Origin of the sequence: Aggregatibacter kilianii (assembly GCF_003130255.1) — a bacterium.
In the GTDB taxonomy this organism is placed as follows: Bacteria; Pseudomonadota; Gammaproteobacteria; order Enterobacterales; family Pasteurellaceae; genus Aggregatibacter; species Aggregatibacter kilianii.
This window is the reverse complement of record NZ_NRCN01000001.1, coordinates 1462541-1483100: the sequence shown is the minus strand read 5'-3', so window position 1 is coordinate 1483100 and position 20560 is coordinate 1462541. Positions and strand designations below refer to the sequence as shown.

At 43.3% G+C, this 20560-nt stretch carries 20 protein-coding genes and 1 pseudogene; 2 read left to right on the top strand and 19 right to left on the bottom strand.

What is annotated here, in order from left to right:
• Window positions 1-103: 103 nt before the first annotated feature.
• From fis to DK428_RS07005, 9 genes are all read right to left on the bottom strand, one after another.
• Complete coding sequence (gene fis, locus DK428_RS07045; RefSeq protein ID WP_005701282.1) at window positions 104-400, bottom strand: DNA-binding transcriptional regulator Fis; 297 nt, start codon at window positions 398-400, stop codon at window positions 104-106.
• A 20-nt stretch (window positions 401-420) separates the two neighbouring features.
• On the bottom strand, window positions 421-1383 hold the full coding sequence (dusB, locus tag DK428_RS07040; protein ID WP_109063403.1) for a tRNA dihydrouridine synthase DusB: 963 nt from the start codon (window positions 1381-1383) through the stop codon (window positions 421-423).
• Between the two features lie 296 nt (window positions 1384-1679).
• Window positions 1680-2564: a 50S ribosomal protein L11 methyltransferase gene (prmA, locus tag DK428_RS07035; RefSeq protein ID WP_109063402.1), complete on the bottom strand. Its 885-nt coding sequence runs from the start codon at window positions 2562-2564 to the stop codon at window positions 1680-1682.
• Window positions 2565-2576: 12 nt separating this feature from the next.
• Window positions 2577-3122 carry a protein adenylyltransferase Fic gene (gene fic, locus DK428_RS07030; RefSeq protein WP_109063401.1) on the bottom strand — a complete coding sequence of 182 codons (546 nt, stop codon included), beginning with the start codon at window positions 3120-3122 and terminating at the stop codon, window positions 2577-2579.
• A gap of 5 nt (window positions 3123-3127) precedes the next feature.
• Window positions 3128-4579 carry a sodium/pantothenate symporter gene (panF, locus tag DK428_RS07025; protein ID WP_109063400.1) on the bottom strand — a complete coding sequence of 484 codons (1452 nt, stop codon included), beginning with the start codon at window positions 4577-4579 and terminating at the stop codon, window positions 3128-3130.
• Window positions 4576-4851: a YhdT family protein gene (locus DK428_RS07020; RefSeq protein WP_005704551.1), complete on the bottom strand. Its 276-nt coding sequence runs from the start codon at window positions 4849-4851 to the stop codon at window positions 4576-4578. The genes panF and DK428_RS07020 overlap by 4 nt, the downstream gene beginning before the upstream one ends.
• A 23-nt stretch (window positions 4852-4874) precedes the next feature.
• Window positions 4875-6311 carry a surface lipoprotein assembly modifier gene (locus DK428_RS07015; protein ID WP_109063399.1) on the bottom strand — a complete coding sequence of 479 codons (1437 nt, stop codon included), beginning with the start codon at window positions 6309-6311 and terminating at the stop codon, window positions 4875-4877.
• Between the two features lie 134 nt (window positions 6312-6445).
• Complete coding sequence (locus DK428_RS07010; RefSeq protein WP_109063398.1) at window positions 6446-7237, bottom strand: TatD family hydrolase; 792 nt, start codon at window positions 7235-7237, stop codon at window positions 6446-6448.
• A 43-nt stretch (window positions 7238-7280) separates the two neighbouring features.
• Window positions 7281-7793 (bottom strand): peptidylprolyl isomerase, encoded by a 513-nt coding sequence (locus tag DK428_RS07005; protein WP_005704548.1) that lies wholly within the window; start codon window positions 7791-7793, stop codon window positions 7281-7283.
• Between the two features lie 99 nt (window positions 7794-7892).
• Between DK428_RS07005 and cysS the strand changes: the two genes are divergently transcribed.
• Window positions 7893-9272, top strand: coding sequence for a cysteine--tRNA ligase (gene cysS, locus DK428_RS07000; protein ID WP_109063397.1), 1380 nt, complete (start codon window positions 7893-7895; stop codon window positions 9270-9272).
• A 133-nt stretch (window positions 9273-9405) separates the two neighbouring features.
• Here the strand turns inward: cysS and lipA are convergent, their stop codons facing one another.
• From lipA to rhlB, 10 genes and pseudogenes are all read right to left on the bottom strand, one after another.
• On the bottom strand, window positions 9406-10368 hold the full coding sequence (lipA, locus tag DK428_RS06995; RefSeq protein WP_012771720.1) for a lipoyl synthase: 963 nt from the start codon (window positions 10366-10368) through the stop codon (window positions 9406-9408).
• A 66-nt stretch (window positions 10369-10434) separates the two neighbouring features.
• Window positions 10435-11073, bottom strand: coding sequence for a lipoyl(octanoyl) transferase LipB (gene lipB, locus DK428_RS06990; RefSeq protein WP_109063396.1), 639 nt, complete (start codon window positions 11071-11073; stop codon window positions 10435-10437).
• A 45-nt stretch (window positions 11074-11118) separates the two neighbouring features.
• A complete protein-coding gene (gene ybeD, locus DK428_RS06985) occupies window positions 11119-11421 on the bottom strand; it encodes a DUF493 family protein YbeD (RefSeq protein ID WP_109063395.1) in 303 nt (100 codons plus the stop codon).
• A gap of 71 nt (window positions 11422-11492) precedes the next feature.
• Window positions 11493-12689, bottom strand: coding sequence for a serine hydrolase (locus DK428_RS06980; protein WP_109063394.1), 1197 nt, complete (start codon window positions 12687-12689; stop codon window positions 11493-11495).
• A gap of 29 nt (window positions 12690-12718) precedes the next feature.
• Window positions 12719-13603: a septal ring lytic transglycosylase RlpA family protein gene (locus DK428_RS06975; protein WP_109063393.1), complete on the bottom strand. Its 885-nt coding sequence runs from the start codon at window positions 13601-13603 to the stop codon at window positions 12719-12721.
• A 49-nt stretch (window positions 13604-13652) separates the two neighbouring features.
• Window positions 13653-14774 (bottom strand): rod shape-determining protein RodA, encoded by a 1122-nt coding sequence (gene rodA / locus DK428_RS06970; RefSeq protein ID WP_162616571.1) that lies wholly within the window; start codon window positions 14772-14774, stop codon window positions 13653-13655.
• Window positions 14775-14832: 58 nt separating this feature from the next.
• Window positions 14833-16710, bottom strand: a pseudogene (gene mrdA / locus DK428_RS06965) (penicillin-binding protein 2); the annotation flags it as partial.
• The gene (gene rlmH / locus DK428_RS06960; RefSeq protein WP_005701303.1) at window positions 16710-17177 is read right to left on the bottom strand and encodes a 23S rRNA (pseudouridine(1915)-N(3))-methyltransferase RlmH; all 468 of its coding nucleotides are present in this window, start codon (window positions 17175-17177) and stop codon (window positions 16710-16712) included. The gene rlmH and the pseudogene mrdA, both read right to left, overlap by 1 nt.
• Before the next feature lie 49 nt (window positions 17178-17226).
• The gene (gene rsfS / locus DK428_RS06955; RefSeq protein WP_109063391.1) at window positions 17227-17535 is read right to left on the bottom strand and encodes a ribosome silencing factor; all 309 of its coding nucleotides are present in this window, start codon (window positions 17533-17535) and stop codon (window positions 17227-17229) included.
• 71 nt (window positions 17536-17606) lie between these two features.
• Window positions 17607-18866 carry an ATP-dependent RNA helicase RhlB gene (gene rhlB / locus DK428_RS06950; RefSeq protein ID WP_109059902.1) on the bottom strand — a complete coding sequence of 420 codons (1260 nt, stop codon included), beginning with the start codon at window positions 18864-18866 and terminating at the stop codon, window positions 17607-17609.
• 301 nt (window positions 18867-19167) lie between these two features.
• On the opposite strand from rhlB, the gene rho reads away from it, so the two are divergent.
• Window positions 19168-20430: a transcription termination factor Rho gene (rho, locus tag DK428_RS06945; RefSeq protein WP_109063390.1), complete on the top strand. Its 1263-nt coding sequence runs from the start codon at window positions 19168-19170 to the stop codon at window positions 20428-20430.
• The last annotated feature ends 130 nt before the right edge of the window (window positions 20431-20560 follow it).

The following is a 20560-nucleotide window of genomic DNA, read 5'->3' as shown; positions in this document are numbered from 1 at the left end:
AGGATAAACGAAAACGTTTGCGCAAGAAAAAACAAGCGGGAAAAAAGCATAAAAAAACCCTTGCCAAAAACGACAAGGGCGATGGTCAAAAATGAGTTAAAAACTAACCCATACCGTATTTTTTTAATTTTTTACGCAAAGTGCCACGGTTGATGCCAAGCATTGTTGCGGCGCGGGTTTGATTACCGCGAGTATATTGCATAACCATATCCAACATTGGGTGTTCGACTTCTGCCAATACCAATTCATACAGATCATTCACATCTTGACCGTCTAATTGGGATAAATAATTTCTTAACGCTTGTTTTACAGAGTCGCGCAATGGTTTGTTGGTCACTTGAGATTGAGAATTCAGCACTGAAACAGTTAATGCTTCCGCCGGATTACGTTGTTCTAACATTTTTCTATCCATTAATTAAATCAAATTAAACTAAAATATTGTTCTAATGCGGATAATTGTGCCGAAGCAGAGGTTATCGCATTAAAATCTTGTTTAAAAACAGAATCGGGTTGAATGTCCTGTAAATACCAAGCAATATGCTTACGCGCAATTCGGTAGCCTTTTTCTTCTCCGTAAAAGCGATGCAATTCACGGATATGCTGCAAAATTACACAATATTTTTCTTCTGGACTTGGTTCCTGAATAATCGAATCATGCTCCACCAGCCCAACCACAGATTGAAATAACCATGGTCGGCCTAAGGCTCCACGTCCGATCATAATGCCATCAGCACCCGTGTAATCGAGCACCGCTTTGGCTTTTTGGGCAGAAGTAATATCGCCATTAGCAATCACCGGAATGGCAACCTGCTGTTTCACCAAACGAATATGTTCATATTCCGCATCGCCTTCAAATTTACAGGCTCGGGTACGACCATGAATGGTTAACGCTTGAATACCGCTTTGTTCCGCGATTTTGGCAATTTCTACACAATTTCGATTTTCCAAATCCCAACCTGTGCGAATTTTTAAGGTTACCGGAACCTCAACAGATTTCACTACAGTCTCAAGAATTTGTCGGACAAGTTGGGGATATTGTAAAAGTGCGGAACCCGCCATTTTACGATTCACCTTCTTTGCCGGGCAGCCCATATTAATATCAATAATCTGAGCGCCATATTCGACATTCACTTGAGCGGCTTGCGCCATTTCATCAGGATCTGAACCCGCAATTTGTACGGCATTTATGCCTGCTTCTTGGTGATGAGCCAAGCGCAATTTCGATTTCTCGGTATGCCATACCTGCGGGTTGGTTGACATCATTTCTGAGAAAGTCAAACCTGCGCCATAAGTTGCACAAATTCGACGAAAAGGTTGATCGGTAATCCCTGCCATGGGCGCCAGCAAAATGCGATTTTTTAATTGATAAAAACCAATATGCACCCGCGACTCCACTACATTTCAATTACTTAATCAAACTCCCTTGCCTACTGACAAGGCGTGCTATCATACGCACTTTTAATGCGTTTGGAAAGCGTGTTTTTTATACAAATTTGTAAATTTTTTTGATTCATTTAATTTTGTCAAATTTATGTGAAAAAATAGAAATTACCCCTTGACATTATCCATAAAATTTTTATGGATTTTAGTTACTTTCTTGCATAAAAAAGCAAAAAAGTGCGGTGAAAAAACAAAATATTTTTCCACCGCACTTTTTTACTAACCTATTGATAAAACGATTAAGATTTGAGATTACCTGTAATCCGACACCACTCTTCCCGTTCCGCCACCGGCTCTAAATCAAAACTTTCAGCGTAAGCATCACACACGGACTGCGCTTGAGTCGCTAAAATACCGGACAGCCCCAACACGCCATTTGGTTTAACCAATTGGCTAATCACAGGATAAAGTTCTTTTAATGGGCCGGCCAAAATATTCGCCACCACCACATCAGCCTTTAAGTCAGACGGTTTTTCATCCGACAAAAACAGCTGCAAACGATCGGCAACACCGTTTTGCTCCGCATTATTACGGCTGGCTAAAATCGCTTGCGGATCAATATCAATGCCCACCGCACTTTTCGCGCCAAGCTTTAACGACGCAATGGCAAGGATACCTGAACCACAACCGAAATCGATCACCGTCTTATCTTTCAAATCCAAACCATCAAGCCATTCCAAGCAAAGGGCGGTGGTCGGATGTGTTCCGGTACCAAATGCCAAGCCCGGATCCAACATCACATTGACCGCATGCGGCTCCGGCACGTCACGCCAACTCGGACAAATCCACAAACGCTTGCCGAATTGCATTGGATGGAAATTATCCATCCACTCGCGTTCCCAATCTTTGTCTTCGATTTGTTCGATTTTATAGGCGGAATTTTCGTCTAAATGCTTCGCTTGTTTAAGTGCATCCACGATTACATTCATATCGGTTTCCGCATCAAACAAGGCGATCACGTCAGTGTTGCCCCAAAGCCGTGTTTCTCCCGGTAGCGGTTCAAAAATCGGCGTGTCTTGGCTGTCCATGAAGGTAACCGACACCGAGCCGATCTCTTCTAAAAAATCACTGATTTGCTCTGCCTTTTCGTTAGTACTGTTTAGGCGAATTTGAATCCAAGCCATTTGTTTATCCTTTTATTCTTTTTCATAACCTTCGTAGTAGTAGGATTGCTCAATGCCTTTAAAAATGATTTCACGATTATCAACATCATCCGTTAAATTATTTTGTAGTAAAAAGCGAATTTCCAAATCATTAATTGGACTACGCTCCATCGCTTGAAGGTATAAGGTTTTATCTACATTTTGCCAATTAACAACTTTGCTTAAATTTTTCTTTAAGATTAAATCCAACCAAATTCTTGTTGAACGTCCATTGCCTTCCAAAAACGGATGGGCAATATTCATTTCAACATATTTATTAATAATCTCCTCAAATGTCGTTTCAGGCATTTGCTCAATTTTGCCCAACGCTTCTTTTAAATACAACGAATTAACAAAACGAAAATTGCCTTTAGAAATATTTTGTTCACGAATCACGCCGGCAAAATCATATAAATGTTGAAATAAATATTGGTGAATTTGTTGTAATCCCCGTGTCGTTCCTACTTCAATTTGACGAATATCATTCGTTTCAAACAAGCGGTAAGCATTTTCCAAGCTTTTTTGATCTATTTTTTTCATGTATTTTACCTGTCATTTTCACCGCACTTTGAATGGCGCTTTTCACCGATTTTATTTCCCACTAAAAATGCGATCAAGCCAAATACTAAGGCCGGTGCAATTGGATTGAAGCCCAAGAGTTTAATGCCAAATTGGGTGAGTAAAATAAAGGAGATTAAACCGACCAACATGGAGCTTATCGCGCCGTAAGCATTGGCTTTATCCCAATACAGTCCTAATACGATAACCCATAAAAATGCGGCTTCCAAACCACCAAAGGCAAACAGATTCAGCCAAATGATCATATCCGGCGGATTGAGAGAAGCGAAAATTAAAAGTGCGGTCAAAATTAATGTAATTACTGAAGAGATTCGACCGATACGTTTTTGGTTTTGCACCGCCTGCGGTTTTGCCGCCAAATACAAGTCCTTCACAAAAATAGAAGACGATTGAATGAGCTGGGCATCCACCGTGGACATAATCGCCGACATTGGCGCCGCGAGGAAAATCCCCGCCACAATCGGTGGCAACACTTGCAACATCAGGCTCGGGATCACTTTATCCGACACCGTTAAATCCGGCACGATAGCGCGCCCCAATGCGCCTGCCAAGTGCATACCGAACATGATAACGGTCAACACAATCGTGCCGATTAGCATACCGTTGTGCAGGGCTTTGCTGTCTTTAAACGCCATGCAACGCACTGCCGTGTGTGGCAAGCCGACCACACCGAAGCAAACCAAAATCCAGAAAGACGCCATAAATTGGAAATCCAGCATCTCATTCGGTCCGTACGGACTGACGAGGCTAGGGTCAATTTCAGTTAATTTTTTGACCGCACTTTCCACACCGCCTACCTGATAAATCACGCCGACCAATAACACTATCGTGCCTAGAATCATCACGGTACCTTGGATCGTGTCCGTTAACACCACAGCACGGAAACCACCGATAAAGGTATAAATCCCCACGGTTAAAGCGAAAATTAATAAGGCTTGGGTGTAAGGAATACCAATAGTCGTTTCCAACAAACGCGCACCTCCGATAAATTGCACGGTCATCGCCGCAAAGAAGGCAATCAACAACGCGACGCAGGCAATCCACACTAAATATTTGTTTTTATAGCGATAAAGCAATAAATCATTGATGGTCAAGGCGTTAGTTTCTCGGGAAAGCAAAGCAAATTTTTTCCCCAACGCACCGAGTGCCAACCACACCGCAGGCACTTGGATCATAGCAAGCAAGACCCAACCTAAGCCGTATTTATACGCCGCACCGGGGCCACCGATAAAGGAACTGGCGCTGGCATAAGTAGAGGCGGTCGTCATGGCGAGCACAAAGCCCGTCATGGAACGGTTGCCCACATAATATTCGGAAAGAAAATCGCCGTCTCTTTGACGTTTTACATAAGCATAAATCGCCGCCCCGAATACAAATGCCAAATAAATGACGAGCGGAAAAATAATCCCTAGGTTCATTGATGACGCTCCATTGTCATATCTTGATTTTTCTGTTCCACATCCAGTGGAATATCCTGAAACATAATTTTAATCAGCCAATATGCCACCACAATAAAGAGAATAGGTAGATAAATACAGGCCAGTTCAAACCACAGCGGAAAACCGATTGGCCCTTGTGTGCCTTTTGGTAAATAGGCGCATAAGCACCAACCAATAACATAAAGGATGGTTAAACCCAATGTCCAACGGGCTTCCTTAGCCGCTTGTCGATAGCGTTGTTGTAACTTCATGATATGTTTGCCTTAATCCATGATTAAAAGGTTTTGCTCATTTCTAAATAAATCCGATTTTTATCATAGCGATAAAACGGATGATTGCTGTCATTTTTTTGGTACGACCAGGTAAGTTTCGGCGTAATACCCCCAAAATAAACATTACGATGCCATAAAGTGACATTGGTTTGGTATTCCTTATTTTTTTGACGAATACCAAACAAATCCACCCCTTGATAAGTTCGCCTTGCATAAGCTACGGAAAGACGACTGGAAATGCCTAACGGCCATTCTTGCACCCAACCTAAACGTACATTTTTACGCTGATAAGCATTATCAAGATCGCGCGTATTTTCGCGATTATAATCTGCGCCGGCGAACCAATATTGCCCGCTGTAAGGTAAAAATAATAAGGTGTTCGACCATAAATAATTATTGCCATTTAAATGCTTACGGGTGACATAACGCTGTTCGCCATATTCAAGTGCGGTGGAAATTTGCCATGATTTATTAAGCCAATGACTTACATCAATGCGCACACCGGAATTTTTAGAAAATTGTTTCATGGCATCACTGCCGGAAGACCCGCCGGAATACCAACGTCGTTCAGTGAAAGGGAGAAGGGAAAATTCGCTATTTGCCGTTTGATAGCCAAGACCGGCGCCAATTCTGGCGTTAAATTCGTTATATTTTTTGTTATCCCAATAATATTTGCCTTGTCCATCCAAAACGAATTTCGCAAATAACTGATTTGGCAGCGACCATTTTTTCTCCGCGCCAAAATAGTAAGACACACCATGCGCCTGTTCCCGTTCCCAGGCTTTCCAACCGCCGACACGGGTGCCGGCTTTCGGCGCATTATTAATATTGGATTCATTTAAAAAACTGATACCTCCATTAATTTTCCACTGATCCCGTTGGTTAATTGCCATCAAATATTGATCGATCATTTGTTGTGATGGCACATCATTGACTTCCGCACGGAGTTTTTGGAACTGATCTTTCGCCGCCTCATTATCATTATTTAAAAACAACGCATGGGCTAATTGATAACGCAATTGCAAAATATCAGGACGTTGGGCAAATAATTCACGGTATTGTTGCACTGCGGGTGCATAATCGCCATGACGGGTTGCCAACACCGCCTCTCCCCAAGCCAATAAGAAAGGATCTTGTTGTGCCTGCTGTTTATACAACGGAAGTAATAATGCCACGGCCTCCGAATTGTTTTGCAATAATGCCGGAATCAACCCGCGAATAATTAAATCCGGTCGTTTTGCCAGTTCTTCTTTGGTGATAGATAGGGTGTGTTTGTTATCTGCCGCCTCGTCCACCTGTGGTGGTTGCGGTAATTGCGGTTCGGCGATTTGAATGCGTTCTTCGGTCAAGTTATTTTTAGGCTGTGCCACCTTTTCGGCCGTAGCTGTCCCCGCCAAAGTCAAGGCTACCCAAAATAAGGCATGATGTATTGGTTTCATGATAGGTTATCTAAATTTAAAAAAATAAAAATTGCCATCACAGCAAACAAAAACGTGGACGATTTTAACACGATTTTAAGGTTCGGAAAAATTATCACGGGTCATGCGCTGTTAAAATGCGGGAAAAATGGCTTTTAAGCAAATTTTGCTATGCTGTTTTGCCAAAGAGTATCGGCAATCACATCCGCAGGCTCATGTCTTAACTCACATAAAACGCGAAACACCTGCGCCACGCGCTCAGGTCGATTAGGTTGCCCCTGAAACCCAAATACCGGCATGTCGGGCGAATCCGTTTCCAACAGCAAGGCATCAAGCGGCAATTTAGCGATGGTTTGACGGGTTTTATTGGCGCGTTCATAGGTAATCGTGCCACCCACACCAATGTGATACCCTAAATCCACAAAACGTTTCGCCTGATCATAACTGCCTGCAAAACCATGTACGACACCACGTTTCGGCACATCAATGCGTTTAAGAAAAGAAAACAGTTGATCGTGCGACTTACGGGAATGCATATTCACCGGCAAATCGTGCTTTTTCGCCAAATACAGTTGCGCTTCGAAAAAGTCACATTGCTTGCGCCATAATGCCTCGCTTAACAATTCCGGTACGGCACGCTCTAAGCCGATTTCCGCTACTGCTGTGCAATTTGCCGAACGCGTTGCCAATGCCTGCTCCAATAACGCCAAATCCTGCGCTTGGTGTTCTTTAATATACAACGGATGTAGCCCCAAGCCGTAATACAAGTGTTCAGGATAAAGTGCGGTCATTTTTTCAATCGTTTTAAAATCACGTTGTAATACCGCCACAATCAGCATTTTTTGTACCCCTCGCGTCTGTGCATTTTGCATAAGCTGTGCTAACGGCTCACCGGTGGCTTGCTGCAAATAATCGAGGTGGGTATGCGTGTCGAAAAAGGAATACATATCAATCTAAAAAATCAGGCAACTCAATGAGTTGCCTATATTATTATTCGTCAATCGTAACGGATGTAATCACCACATCGTCATTCGGCACGTCTTGGTGGAAGCCTTTGTTGCCGGTTTTCACACCTTTGATTTTATCCACAACGTCCATGCCTTCAACAACTTCGCCGAATACCGCATAGCCCCATTCTTGTACCACTTCACGACCATGCAATTCTTTCGCGCGATAATCTAAGAAAGTATTATCGGCAACGTTAATAAAGAATTGTGCGGTAGCAGAATGCGGATCGGAAGTACGTGCCATGGCGATAGTGCCACGTTTGTTGCTTAAACGGTTGTTGGCTTCATTTTTAATCGGCGCGTTAGTGGCTTTTTCGCGCATACCGCTTTCCATGCCGCCACCCTGAATCATAAAACCGTCAATCACACGGTGGAAAATTGTGTTATCATAAAAGCCGTTTTTACAATAAGTTAAGAAGTTTTCCGCCGTTACCGGTGCTTTTTCGTGATTTAAGGCAATTTTAATGTCGCCAAAATTGGTGTGTAGTGTAATCATTGTACTTTTCCTATACGAATTAAAGAGCGTCATTATTTCACAATCCGCCCCAAATCGCCATAAAGTGCGGTGCGTTTTCAAAAAGATTTGGATCCTAATATGTTAAAACTTTTCAATACCCTCACCCGCGAAAAAGAAATATTCAAACCGATTCACGCAGGCAAAATCGGCATGTATGTGTGCGGTGTCACCGTTTACGATCTCTGCCATATCGGGCACGGACGAACCTTTGTGTGTTTCGATGTCATTGCCCGCTACTTACGCTATTTAGGTTACGATTTAACCTATGTGCGCAACATCACTGACGTAGATGACAAAATCATTAAACGCGCGTTGGAAAACAAAGAAACCTGTGAGCAATTGGTGGATCGCATGGTCGTGGAAATGTACAAGGATTTTGACGCCCTGAACATTTTGCGTCCGGATTTTGAACCGCGTGCGACCCATCACATTCCTGAAATTATTGCTATTGTAGAAAAACTGATTCAACGCGGACATGCTTATGTGGCGGACAATGGCGATGTGATGTTTGATGTGGAAAGCTTCAAAGAGTACGGCAAATTATCCCGCCAAGATTTAGAGCAATTACAAGCGGGGACTCGTATTGAAATCAATGAAATCAAGAAAAACCCAATGGATTTCGTGTTGTGGAAAATGTCCAAACCAAATGAACCAAGTTGGGATTCACCTTGGGGCAAAGGCCGTCCGGGTTGGCACATTGAATGCTCCGCCATGAACAGCAAACAACTTGGCGAACATTTTGACATTCACGGTGGCGGCTCCGACCTGATGTTTCCGCACCATGAAAACGAAATCGCCCAATCCTGCTGTGCCCACGGTAATCAGTATGTGAACTACTGGCTACATTCCGGCATGATCATGGTAGATAAAGAGAAAATGTCGAAATCCCTCGGCAACTTCTTCACTATTCGCGATGTATTAAATCACTACGATGCGGAAAGCGTGCGCTACTTCCTGCTCACCGCCCATTACCGCAGCCAATTAAATTACAGCGAAGAAAATCTCAATCTGGCTCATGGCGCATTGGAACGCCTTTACACCGCATTGCGCGGCACTGATAAAAGTGCGGTGGCTTTTGGCGGTGAAAATTTTGTGGACGCCTTCCGTGAAGCCATGGACGACGATTTCAATACGCCAAATGCCCTTTCTGTGCTATTTGAAATGGCGCGTGAATTGAACAAACTGAAAACCGAAGACATGGAAAAAGCCAATGGACTTGCCGCGCGTTTACGCGAACTTGCCGGCATTCTCGGTTTGCTTCAACTCGATCCGGAACAATTCCTACAAGCCGGTTCCGATGACGACGAAGTCGCCAAAATCGAAGGACTTATCAAACAACGCAACGAAGCCCGCGCCGCCAAAGACTGGCCGGCTGCTGATGCGGCACGCAACGCCTTAACCCAAATGGGCATTGTGTTAGAAGACGGCCCGAACGGCACCACTTGGCGGAAACAATAAGCCGATAAGTTAAAAAAAAGGAAAGTTACTCACAACTTTCCTTTTTTTCTTATTGAGTGTCATAAAGTGCGGTTGTTTCCAGCAACGTTTTTCACCTTGAAAAATAGCTGTTAAAACAACCGCACTTTTCAGATTATTTCACTAATCCACCGCTCGCTTGTAAATCGGCGTGGTAGGAAGAACGTACGAACGGGCCGCAAGCCGCATGTTCAAAGCCCATGGCTTGTGCTTTTTCGCGGAACATATCAAATTCAGTCGGCGGCACATAGCGGGCAACCGGTAAATGGTGTCGACTTGGTTGTAAATATTGACCGACAGTGAGCATTGTCACACCGTGATCACGCAAATCCTGCATAACTTCCAAGATTTCTTCGTTGGTTTCGCCTAAGCCTACCATTAATCCCGATTTGGTCGGAATATTCGGGAACATCGCTTTAAATTCTTTCAGCAAGCGCAACGACCATTGATAATCCGCGCCCGGACGAATTTCACGATATAAACGTGGTACATTTTCCAAGTTGTGGTTAAACACATCCGGCGGATTGTCTTTTAATTTTTCCAACGCCAATTCAATGCGTCCACGGAAATCAGGCACCAAAATCTCAATTTTAATATTCGGATTTAACGCACGAATTTCACGTACGCAATCCGCAAAATGCCCGGCACCACGATCAGGTAAGTCGTCACGGTCAACGGAAGTAATAACCACATAACGTAACTTCATATCCTGAATAGTTTCCGCCAATTGACGTGGCTCATCCGGATTCGGTGCAAGCGGTTTGCCGTGTGCGACATCACAGAACGGACAGCGGCGGGTACAAATCGCCCCAAGAATCATAAAGGTTGCCGTACCGTGATTAAAACATTCGTGCAGGTTCGGACAAGAGGCTTCTTCACATACGGAATGCAATCCGTGGCGACGCATACCGGATTTAATACTTTGAATTCGCGCTCCGTTAGCGGGAATTTTGATTTTCATCCATTCCGGTTTTTTAAGTAATTCCTGTTCAGGATCGATATTTTTTACCGGAATAATAGACGTTTTCGCGGCGTCACGATATTTAACGCCACGCTCCATCTTAAAAGGTGTTCCCATTGAAATTCCTTATGTAGCGAGTAAATGGCAAGGGTAACGAGATTAAACTGTGATTAACTGAGAGTGTTAATGATTTGTTACATTATACCCTAACAGTGTGGAAAAATGCTTAACTAATTGTAGGGAAACTTTGTGGCAATCCGCCTGTTCGTTGCCAACAAAATCCGCCAGTTGGCACATTTCTAGCCCCGCATAGCCGCAAGGATTAATTTGATGGAAAGGCGCCAAATCCATATTGATATTAAACGCCAAACCGTGAAAAGAACGACCATGACGAATACGCAAACCGAGAGAACAAATTTTTCTGCCATCAATATACACACCGGGCGCATCCGGTTTCGGGTAGCCTTCAATGCCATAATCCGCCAGCGTTTTCACCACTGATTGTTCAAGTGCGGTTACTAATTGACGCACATTTAAATTCTCATGCCGCTTAACATCAATCAGCACATACATAATTTGCTGCCCCAAACCATGATAGGTTATTTGTCCGCCACGATCCGATTGCACCACCGGAATATCCGTATGCTGTAACAAATGCTCCGGCTTGCCTGCTTGGCCTTGGGTAAATACCGACGGATGTTGCACCAACCAAATTTCATCGGTGGTATCTTCCGTACGATTATCGGTAAACGCCTGCATTTCGTGCCAAACGCTCTCGTAATCACGAATACCAAGTTGGCGTACAATTAATTCGGGTTGCATGATAATTTCCTAAAAACGTTGTGTTTTTTGACCGCACTTTGGTGATTACAACACCATGCGCACACCTTTAATTTCCGCCAGTTCCTTATACAGAGTTTCGATTTGTTCGATATTTTCTGCACGGACATTGATAGACACGGAATGATAGGTGCCTTTACCACTTTCCTTGGTTGTCGGCGTATAATCGCCTTTGATGGTTTTATGAACGGTCTGAACCACATCGTCCACTAAATCAGAACGTGCGGCGCCTACTACTTTAAAAGTGAAATTACACGGGAATTCAAGTAGATCTTTTAATTTTTTATCATGTGCAAGGTCGGTTAAATTTACCGTTTTTTTATCAGTCATTGTTTTTTCCTAAAAATTTAACCGCACTTTCCTAGAAAAGTGCGGTCGGTTTTAAATGTGTTTTTTAGAGACTAGTCAAACAAACTTTTGATGGTAAGCACCAACCAGTCCCAAATTTTGCCGAAAATGCCGCCTTCTTTCACTTCTTGCATAACTTGTAAGTTTACGCTGGCAACATCTTTGCCCTCTAATTGATAAATGACTTTACCTACGACTTGGCCCTTGGCAAGCGGGGCTTCCAGATATTTTTTCTCTAATTCATAACGGGCTTTCAGCTCGCTACTTTTGCCTTTCGGAATGGTAATAAACGCATCCTGTAATACACCTAACTGAATGTTGCTTTTATCACCGTAATAAACCCGTTGCTCGGAAATGGATTGGCCCGTCTTGCCCGCCTCAAAGGTTTTAAAGGTTTCAAAATTAGCAAAGCCCCATTGTAATAATTTTTTGCTTTCCACTTCACGGCCTTTGTAAGTCGGCACGCCCATAACCACGGAAATCAAACGCATATTATTCGGATTGGTGGCAGACGCTACAAGATTATAACCGGCTTTGTCCGTATGACCGGTTTTCATGCCATCAACATTAATGGTTTTATCCCATAACAAGCCATTGCGATTCGGTTGTTTAATTTTATTAAAGGTAAAATCTTTTTCTGCGTAAATTTTATATTCTTCCGGCAAATCACGAATAATATGCGCACCGATAATTGCCATGTCTCGGGCAGAAGAATATTGCCCTTCTTCATCTAAACCATGCACGGTGGTAAAACGGGTGTTTTTTAAACCAAACTGTTCTACGTATTTATTCATGGCATCCACAAAGTTCATTACTGTGCCGGAAACATGTTCTGCCATAGCAACACAGGCATCATTACCGGAAACAACAATAATCCCGCGATTTAAATCCGCCACGGAAACCTGTTGATTTAAGTTTAGGAACATTTTAGATGAGCCCGGGAAATTTTGTCCCCATGCACTTTCCCCGATTGTAACCATATCGGTGTTATGGATTTTGCCTTGTTTTAGCGCCTGCCCCACCACATAACTGGTCATCATTTTTGTTAGGGACGCAGGATATTGACGCTGATCGGGATTCAACGAAGCCAACACGGCACCGGAATTGTAATCCATTAAAACGTAGGTTTGTGCGTTAATTTGCGGCGCGGCAATATTAAACTGAGCATCCTCAGCCATCGAACCCAAAGGCATGGCGAAAAGAGCGGCAACTAATGCAATTTTGCTGTTTTTTACGACTTTGTTAAACATAACAGTGAATATCCTAAAATGATGTATTGTTATTTATTATAAGAATACACAATTAGCGGTTCGGGATGATTTAAACGTCTTAATTGTGTTTTCAATTCTGTAATTTCGGCTTTTGAATTAAACGGTCCCAAATGGATATTATATTTTTTACCATGTGCGGCAATTTCCGCTTTCACGTTTTCCAATGCCAATTCTTTAATAATTTGTTCGGCATTTTGACGACTGGCGACATTCACCATTTTAATTTCATAACGTTCGGCATTCGCCGCGTTTGAGCCGCGAATAAATTTCGTATTGTTTTTTGAAGAATCCGATGTAAAAGTAGAGGCTTCCGAATTATCTTTTAGACGTCGTAAGCCTTCTTCCGTTTTGCTGATTTGCGCTAACGTTGAAGCACCGGCACCGGATAATTCACCTTTAGCATCCACATGCAAGGCTTCGACTTTCACCAATCCCATACCGTAATTTACAATACCGATTTCTTTTGCCGCAGCATGAGATAAATCAATAATGCGATCTTTCGTAAACGGACCTCGGTCATTAATACGAACAATGACTTTGCGCTGATTATACATATTGGTGACAACGGCATAAGAATTCAACGGTAAGGTTTTGTGCGCTGCAGTGTATAACGTGGAATCATAAATATCGCCGTTGGAGGTTTTGCGTCCATTAAACTTATGATGGTAGTAACTAGCAATACCTTGTTTGGAATAGTTTTTGGCTGTTTGATGCGATCTTGTAGTATAGGTTTCGCCTTTTACGTTATAGGTTTGCGAGGTGACCGACATTGGACGATAAGTTAATGAAGGTCCTTCAATTCCATATAATTTTTTTGTTTCGGCTTGCACAGAAAGTGCGGTGCAAAATGAAAACAAAATTATCATATAGTTTACAGTTTGCTTTAAATTCATTAAGTTTTTCTCCCCCTCTGTCGAATTACCAATTAAGAAAACTGAAAACTTAATTAGTTCCCTTCAGAAAGTGTTCTCTGTGAGTATGAATTGACATCACTAAACCAAAACCTGCCATGATAGCAACATAAGAGGTTCCGCCATAACTCACCAACGGTAACGGCACGCCTACAACAGGTAAAATACCGCTTACCATACCGATATTAACAAAGACATAAACGAAAAAAATTAGCGTTAATGCCCCGACTAAAATACGCCCAAACGCAGTTTGTGCGCTGACGCCGATTATCAAACAACGGGCAACAATAAACAAATAAATGGCTAATAAAATCAAGAAACCGATCATGCCATATTCTTCACTTAATACGGCAAAGATAAAATCCGTATGCGGTTCCGGTAAAAACTCCAATTGGGATTGCGTACCTTGCATCCAGCCCTTGCCCCACAAACCGCCCGAGCCGATAGCAATTTTTGACTGCCAAATGTGGTATCCCGCGCCCAATAAATCTTTTTCCGGATCAAATAGGGTTAATACACGGGTGCGTTGATAATCGTGCATTAAATAAAACCACATAATGGGGATAAACCCGGCAAGCCCGACGATTGCCGCTAAAATCAACCACCAGCTCATGCCGGCTAAAAATACCACAAATAAGCCCGAACCGCTAACCAAAATTGCAGTGCCCAAATCCGGCTGAATCGCCACAAGCAAGGTTGGCACAATGATAATGATTAACGCAATAAATGTTTCTTTTATTTTAATCGGTTGCGGACAATTACCCAAATATACCGCCACCATCAAAGGTACTGCCAATTTAACGATTTCCGATGGCTGAAAACGCACAATGCCCAAATCTAGCCATCGTTGCGCACCTTTACTGGTGGTTCCAATCATATCCACCAAGACCAACATAATAATCCCGATACCAAATAAATAAGGGGCAATACGCTGATAAAATTTTGGAGGGAACTGTGCCATCACCAAGAGAACAAAAAATCCTAAAGCAACCTGTATAATACGGCTCTGAAACATAGCTTCGTTTGCACCGGATGCGCTATATAGTACAAACATACCATAGCCGGTAACCACCACCAATCCGATAAACAGCCACAAGTCAATGTGCAAACGGCGCCACAACTCCAGCCAAATATTGCGATCATTCATTTTCATTTGGCTCTCCTGTGGTCGGTTCGCTTAACGGTTGTTCCGAGCTTTGTTCTATTGGCAACGGCGTGTTTTGTTTAAAATAATAATCCATAATTTTTCTAACAATCGGCGCCGCATTACTGGAACCGCCACCCGCGTTCTCCAAAATCATAGAGACAACAATTTGCGGGGTCTCATAAGGCGCAAATGCGATAAACCAAGCATGGTCGTGTAATTCTTTTTTCAAGGCGCCGGCATTATAACTTTGATTCTCTTTCAAACTAAACACCTGCGCCGTTCCGGATTTTCCCGCGACACGATAAGGCGTACCGATAAAGGCCTTGCGACCTGTTCCGCCGGCGCTATTCACCACGTTATACATGCCACGTTTCGCCTCATCCCAAAAATACTGCTTCGGTTCGGTAATATCTTCATATGGCAACGGATCTTTATAAGGTTCTACCACGGAACCTTCCACGCTCTTCATCAAGTGCGGTGTGTTTACCTTGCCGTTATTCACCAGAATACTGGTGGCTTTCGCCAACTGCAACGGCGTCGCCGTCCAATAGCCTTGCCCGATACCCACAGAAATAGTATCGCCCTGCACCCAAGCTTTTTTATAGCGTTTTTGTTTCCATTCACGGGTCGGCATATTGGCACCGGTTTCTTCTTGAATATCAATACCGGTCGGCACACCAAACCCAAACCGTTTCATCCAAGCGGACAAACGGTCAATCCCCATGTTATAGGCAGTTTGATAAAAATAAGTATCGGAAGATTCGGTAATGGCTTTATTTAAATTTGTCATGCCATGCCCACCTTTTCGCCAGTCACGGAAACGCTTGGTGCTATTTGGCAAACTCCAATAACCCGGATCATAAATCGTCATACTCGGGGTAATCACATTTTCCTGCAAAGCAGACACCGCAATGAACGGTTTCACCGTAGATGCCGGCGGATAAGCGCCTTGTGTCACACGACTATAAAGCGGGCGATTAGGGTCATTTAACAAACGGCTATAGGCCTCGCCGGAAATGCCATCCACAAATAAATTATTGTCATAACTCGGTACGGAAACCATGGCTAAAATGCTGTTATCTTTCGGATCCAGCACAACCACGGCGCCTTTATGTCCCGCCAATAGTTCCGTGACATAAAGTTGTAAATTCAAATCAATCGTCAAATGAATGCTTTTTCCTGCAATGGCAGGCTGTTCGCGTAGCTTACGAATTACTTTGCCACGGCTATTAACTTCCACCTCTTCAAAGCCTGTGGTGCCGTGTAGAGAATCTTCATAATAACGCTCAATCCCGAGCTTACCTAAATCGTGAGTACCGGAATAATTCGCGAATTTTTCCTCTTTTTTCAGGCGTTCCACATCACGATCATTAATTTTTGACACATAACCTAAGATGTGGGTCAGCGGTTCACCATAAAGATAATGGCGTTTAAAATAAGGACGAATATCTAAACTTGGGAAATTGTATTGATTTACCGCAAAACGGGCGATTTGTTCTTCCGTTAAATTCGGTTTTAACATAATCGGTGTGTAACGGGTTGAACGACGGCGTTCTTTCTTAAAATTTCCAATATCCGTATCGGTCAGCCCTACCAACACTTTTAATTCCTCAAAAGTGCGGTCTAAATTTTCCACTTTTTCCGGCACCACATATAATCCGAAAAAGGTTAAATTTTCTGCCAATAATTGCCCGTTGCGATCGTAAATCAAGCCTCGGGTCGGTGGTAATGGCAACAATTTAATGCGATTGCCGTTAGAACGGGTTTGATAGCTGTCGTAATTCACCACCTGCAAATCATATAGATTCAGAATCAACACTGCAGACAACACCAAAACGCCGATAAATGACACCAAAGCACGACGGGCAAACAAATTGCGCTCGGCTTTTTTATCACGAATCGGATCGTATTGCGGTTGCGACAGAAGTTTTTTTAGATTCATTATTCTCGATGATATGGATGATTAGTCGTCAATGACCACGCGCGATAGAGGCTTTCGGCTACCACCACTCGCACCAAAGGATGTGGCAGAGTAAGCGGTGAAAGCGACCAGCTTTGCTCGGCGGCGGCTTTGCATTCGGGAGACAGGCCTTCCGGTCCACCAATCAGCAAACACAGATCGCGCCCGTCATTTTTCCAACTTTCTAATTGTTGGGCCAGTTGTTCGGTAGTCCAAGGTTTGCCGGGAATGTCCAACGTCACGATTTTGCCCTTTCCGGCAGCCGTCAACATGGCTTTGCCTTCCTGTTCCAAAATACGCTTAATGTCGGCGTTTTTCCCTCGTTTACCGGCAGGAATTTCGATCAGCTCAAAAGGCAATTCCTTCGGAAAACGACGTTGATATTCCTCAAAGCCTGTGGTTACCCACGAAGGCATTTTGGTTCCAACGGCAATTAACTGAATTTTCACCTTAGCTCCTCAAAAAACGTCATGAAAAATGACCGCACTTTATAGGCCTCTACGCCCAAAGTTTTTCTAATTGATACATCTCACGGGTGTCCGCCTGCATGATATGCACAATGGCTTCGCCTAAATCTACCACCACCCAATCGGCAGTCTCTTTGCCTTCATCGCCAAATACATCAATACCGGCAAGTTTGCATTCGCTAATGAGCTTTTGCGCCAATGAAGACACATGACGGGAAGACGTTCCGGTACATAAAATCATGGTGTCGGTGATGAAAGATTTTCCTTTCACATTTAACGGTAAAATGTCGGTGGCTTTTAAATCGTCTAATTTATTCACTACAAAATCGACTAACGACATACTTCCTCCTCAATTCAAAAAACGGCGAATTTTAGCATTGAATAAAATCAACGCCAATCTTTATCACCCGCTTATCGCTTACCTTGAAACGGCTTACGACGATTATTGTTGCTTGTACGGTGAGTACTTGTGGCGCGTTTTATTCGATAAGGCTTCGGAATGTCCTGCAACAACGCATTCGGATCATATTGACTCACCGGAATACTATGTCCGATATATTCTTCGATAGCCGGTAAATTCATGGCATATTGCTCACAAGCAAAGCTGATGGAAATCCCGCTTTCCCCCGCACGGCCGGTACGTCCGATACGATGCACATAATCTTCCCGATCATCAGGCAAGTCGTAGTTAAAGACATGCGTCACTTCCGCAATGTGCAAACCACGCGCCGCCACGTCTGTGGCCACTAAAATATCCAATTCCCCGTCGGTAAATTGTTTTAACAAAGAAAGGCGTTTTTTCTGTGCCACATCACCGGTCAACAAACCTACACGATGTCCATCCGCCGCCAAATAGCCCCAAATTTCCTCACATTGATGTTTGGTGTTGGCGAAGATAATGCAACGCTCCGGCCATTCCTCTTCCAATAACGTCAATAATAAGCGGATTTTGTCTTGGTTAGACGGATAAAACAGTTCTTCTTTAATTTGTCGGCCGGTTTTCTGCTCCGGCGCAATTTCCACATACTCGGGATCGTTCATATCCTCAAATGCCAATTCACGCACTTTGTAAGATAAGGTCGCGGAGAACAACATGGTCAAGCGCTGTTGTGGCGACGGGCATTTGCGCAATAAATAACGGATATCGCGAATAAAGCCTAAATCGAACATTCGATCCGCTTCATCCAACACCACCACTTGAATACGATCCAAACGGATAATGCCTTGTTTTACATAATCAATCACCCGCCCTGTGGTACCAATAAGCACATCAACCCCGTTCTCAATAGCTTTAAGCTGCTTATCATAACCATCACCACCGTAAGCAAGTGCGGTCTTAAATTGAGTTGTTTTTAAGAAAATCTGCGCATCATGCTCAATTTGCACGGCCAGCTCACGGGTTGGCGCAAGCACCAAAGCGCGCGGTTGATTTTTATCAGTTTCAGTTGGATGGGTTAATAAATGGTGAAAAAGTGCGGTTAAAAACGCGATTGTTTTTCCGGTGCCGGTTTGTGCCTGTCCCGCCACATCTTTGCCTTGTAATGTCACCGGCAAGGATAACGCCTGAATTGGGGTACAAAAATCAAATCCTTTCGTTGTTAGTGCTTGTAGCACCAAAGGATGTAAAGGTAAATCGGCAAAACGTGCCGAACTTAAATAATTCTCTTGCATAGTCATAAATTCATCATAAAAAATCAGCGCTAAGCATAGCATGAACAGGGCAAATCCCCAAAAACTCCACACGATTAATTATGAGAATTTTGTAAACAAAACTTAAAGAAACAACGCTAAAAACACGCCGAAATCAGACCGCACTTTCCCCTAAGTACAAGGATTTAGCACGATAAAATAAAAAAATCAGCTAAAAACTAGACAGTATGAAAATTTAATGCTAATTTACGCACCAATTTCAAAATCACTCCCATTCATTTATATCTAAAACATCAAATCTAAACAAACTTCAAATTAAATTATGCATCTTACAGAACTTAAAAATATGCCTGTTTCCGATCTCGTGAAACTCGGCGAAGACCAAATGGGTTTAGAAAATTTAGCCCGTTTACGCAAACAAGATATTGTTTTTGCGATTTTGAAGCAGCACGCCAAAGGTGGGGAAGATATTTTCGGTGGCGGCGTATTGGAAATTTTACCGGACGGTTTTGGATTTCTACGTTCGGCGGACAGTTCCTATTTAGCCGGTCCTGATGATATCTATGTTTCCCCAAGCCAAATTCGTCGTTTCAATTTGCAAACCGGGGACAAAATCGAAGGTAAAATTCGACCGCCGAAAGAAGGCGAACGCTACTTTGCCCTCCTCAAAGTTGACCAAGTCAATGACGACAAACCGGAAGTTTCCCGCAGCAAAATCCTTTTCGAAAACCTAACCCCATTACACGCCAACTCCCGTTTAAGAATGGAACGCGGCAACGGCTCTACCGAAGATTTAACCGCCCGTATTTTAGATTTAGCCTCCCCAATCGGGAAAGGTCAGCGTGGCTTGATCGTGGCGCCACCGAAAGCGGGTAAAACCATGTTGTTGCAAAATATCGCGCAAAGCATTACCCATAACTATCCTGATGTCGAACTTATCGTATTACTGATCGATGAACGTCCGGAAGAAGTAACGGAAATGCAGCGCTCCGTAAAAGGCGAAGTGATTGCTTCTACCTTTGACGAACCGGCAACCCGTCACGTCCAAGTGGCAGAAATGGTAATCGAAAAAGCCAAACGTTCTGTAGAGCACAAAAAAGATGTGGTGATTTTGCTTGACTCCATCACCCGTTTAGCCCGCGCATACAATACCGTCACCCCGGCTTCCGGCAAGGTCTTATCCGGCGGTGTGGATGCCAACGCATTGCATCGTCCGAAACGCTTCTTCGGTGCAGCACGTAATGTGGAAGAAGGTGGTAGCTTAACCATTATCGCCACTGCATTAGTGGATACCGGTTCAAAAATGGACGAGGTAATCTTCGAAGAATTTAAAGGCACCGGTAACATGGAATTGCATCTTTCCCGTAAAATTGCGGAAAAACGCGTATTCCCTGCTATCGATTTCAATCGTTCAGGCACCCGTAAAGAAGACTTGCTTACCACCCCTGACGAGCTGCAAAAAATGTGGATCCTACGCAAAATCCTTAACCCAATGGGCGAAGTGGAAGCGATGGAATTCCTTATCGACAAACTCGCCGTGGCGAAAACCAACGAAGAGTTTTTTGAGATTATGAAACGCTCATAATTTCCACCGCACTTTCAACGAAAAAGCCGCTTTTGATAATACCAAAAGCGGCTTTTTGTTTTTCACCGTTTTATCAAGATGAAAAAGTGCGGTGAAAAAACACTTTATTTTTAAACCGCACTTTCATCGC

Excerpts from the sequence above, each read along its gene's own strand:
- fis (WP_005701282.1), bottom strand. The coding sequence starts at position 400 with ATGTTAGAACAACGTAATCCGGCGGAAGCATTAACTGTTTCAGTGCTG.
- prmA (WP_109063402.1), bottom strand. The coding sequence starts at position 2,564 with ATGGCTTGGATTCAAATTCGCCTAAACAGTACTAACGAAAAGGCAGAG.
- fic (WP_109063401.1), bottom strand. The coding sequence starts at position 3,122 with ATGAAAAAAATAGATCAAAAAAGCTTGGAAAATGCTTACCGCTTGTTT.
- panF (WP_109063400.1), bottom strand. The coding sequence starts at position 4,579 with ATGAACCTAGGGATTATTTTTCCGCTCGTCATTTATTTGGCATTTGTA.
- DK428_RS07020 (WP_005704551.1), bottom strand. The coding sequence starts at position 4,851 with ATGAAGTTACAACAACGCTATCGACAAGCGGCTAAGGAAGCCCGTTGG.
- DK428_RS07015 (WP_109063399.1), bottom strand. The coding sequence starts at position 6,311 with ATGAAACCAATACATCATGCCTTATTTTGGGTAGCCTTGACTTTGGCG.
- DK428_RS07010 (WP_109063398.1), bottom strand. The coding sequence starts at position 7,237 with ATGTATTCCTTTTTCGACACGCATACCCACCTCGATTATTTGCAGCAA.
- DK428_RS07005 (WP_005704548.1), bottom strand. The coding sequence starts at position 7,793 with ATGATTACACTACACACCAATTTTGGCGACATTAAAATTGCCTTAAAT.
- cysS (WP_109063397.1), top strand. The coding sequence starts at position 7,893 with ATGTTAAAACTTTTCAATACCCTCACCCGCGAAAAAGAAATATTCAAA.
- lipA (WP_012771720.1), bottom strand. The coding sequence starts at position 10,368 with ATGGGAACACCTTTTAAGATGGAGCGTGGCGTTAAATATCGTGACGCC.
- lipB (WP_109063396.1), bottom strand. The coding sequence starts at position 11,073 with ATGCAACCCGAATTAATTGTACGCCAACTTGGTATTCGTGATTACGAG.
- ybeD (WP_109063395.1), bottom strand. The coding sequence starts at position 11,421 with ATGACTGATAAAAAAACGGTAAATTTAACCGACCTTGCACATGATAAA.
- DK428_RS06980 (WP_109063394.1), bottom strand. The coding sequence starts at position 12,689 with ATGTTTAACAAAGTCGTAAAAAACAGCAAAATTGCATTAGTTGCCGCT.
- DK428_RS06975 (WP_109063393.1), bottom strand. The coding sequence starts at position 13,603 with ATGAATTTAAAGCAAACTGTAAACTATATGATAATTTTGTTTTCATTT.
- rodA (WP_162616571.1), bottom strand. The coding sequence starts at position 14,774 with ATGAAAATGAATGATCGCAATATTTGGCTGGAGTTGTGGCGCCGTTTG.
- rsfS (WP_109063391.1), bottom strand. The coding sequence starts at position 17,535 with ATGTCGTTAGTCGATTTTGTAGTGAATAAATTAGACGATTTAAAAGCC.
- rhlB (WP_109059902.1), bottom strand. The coding sequence starts at position 18,866 with ATGCAAGAGAATTATTTAAGTTCGGCACGTTTTGCCGATTTACCTTTA.
- rho (WP_109063390.1), top strand. The coding sequence starts at position 19,168 with ATGCATCTTACAGAACTTAAAAATATGCCTGTTTCCGATCTCGTGAAA.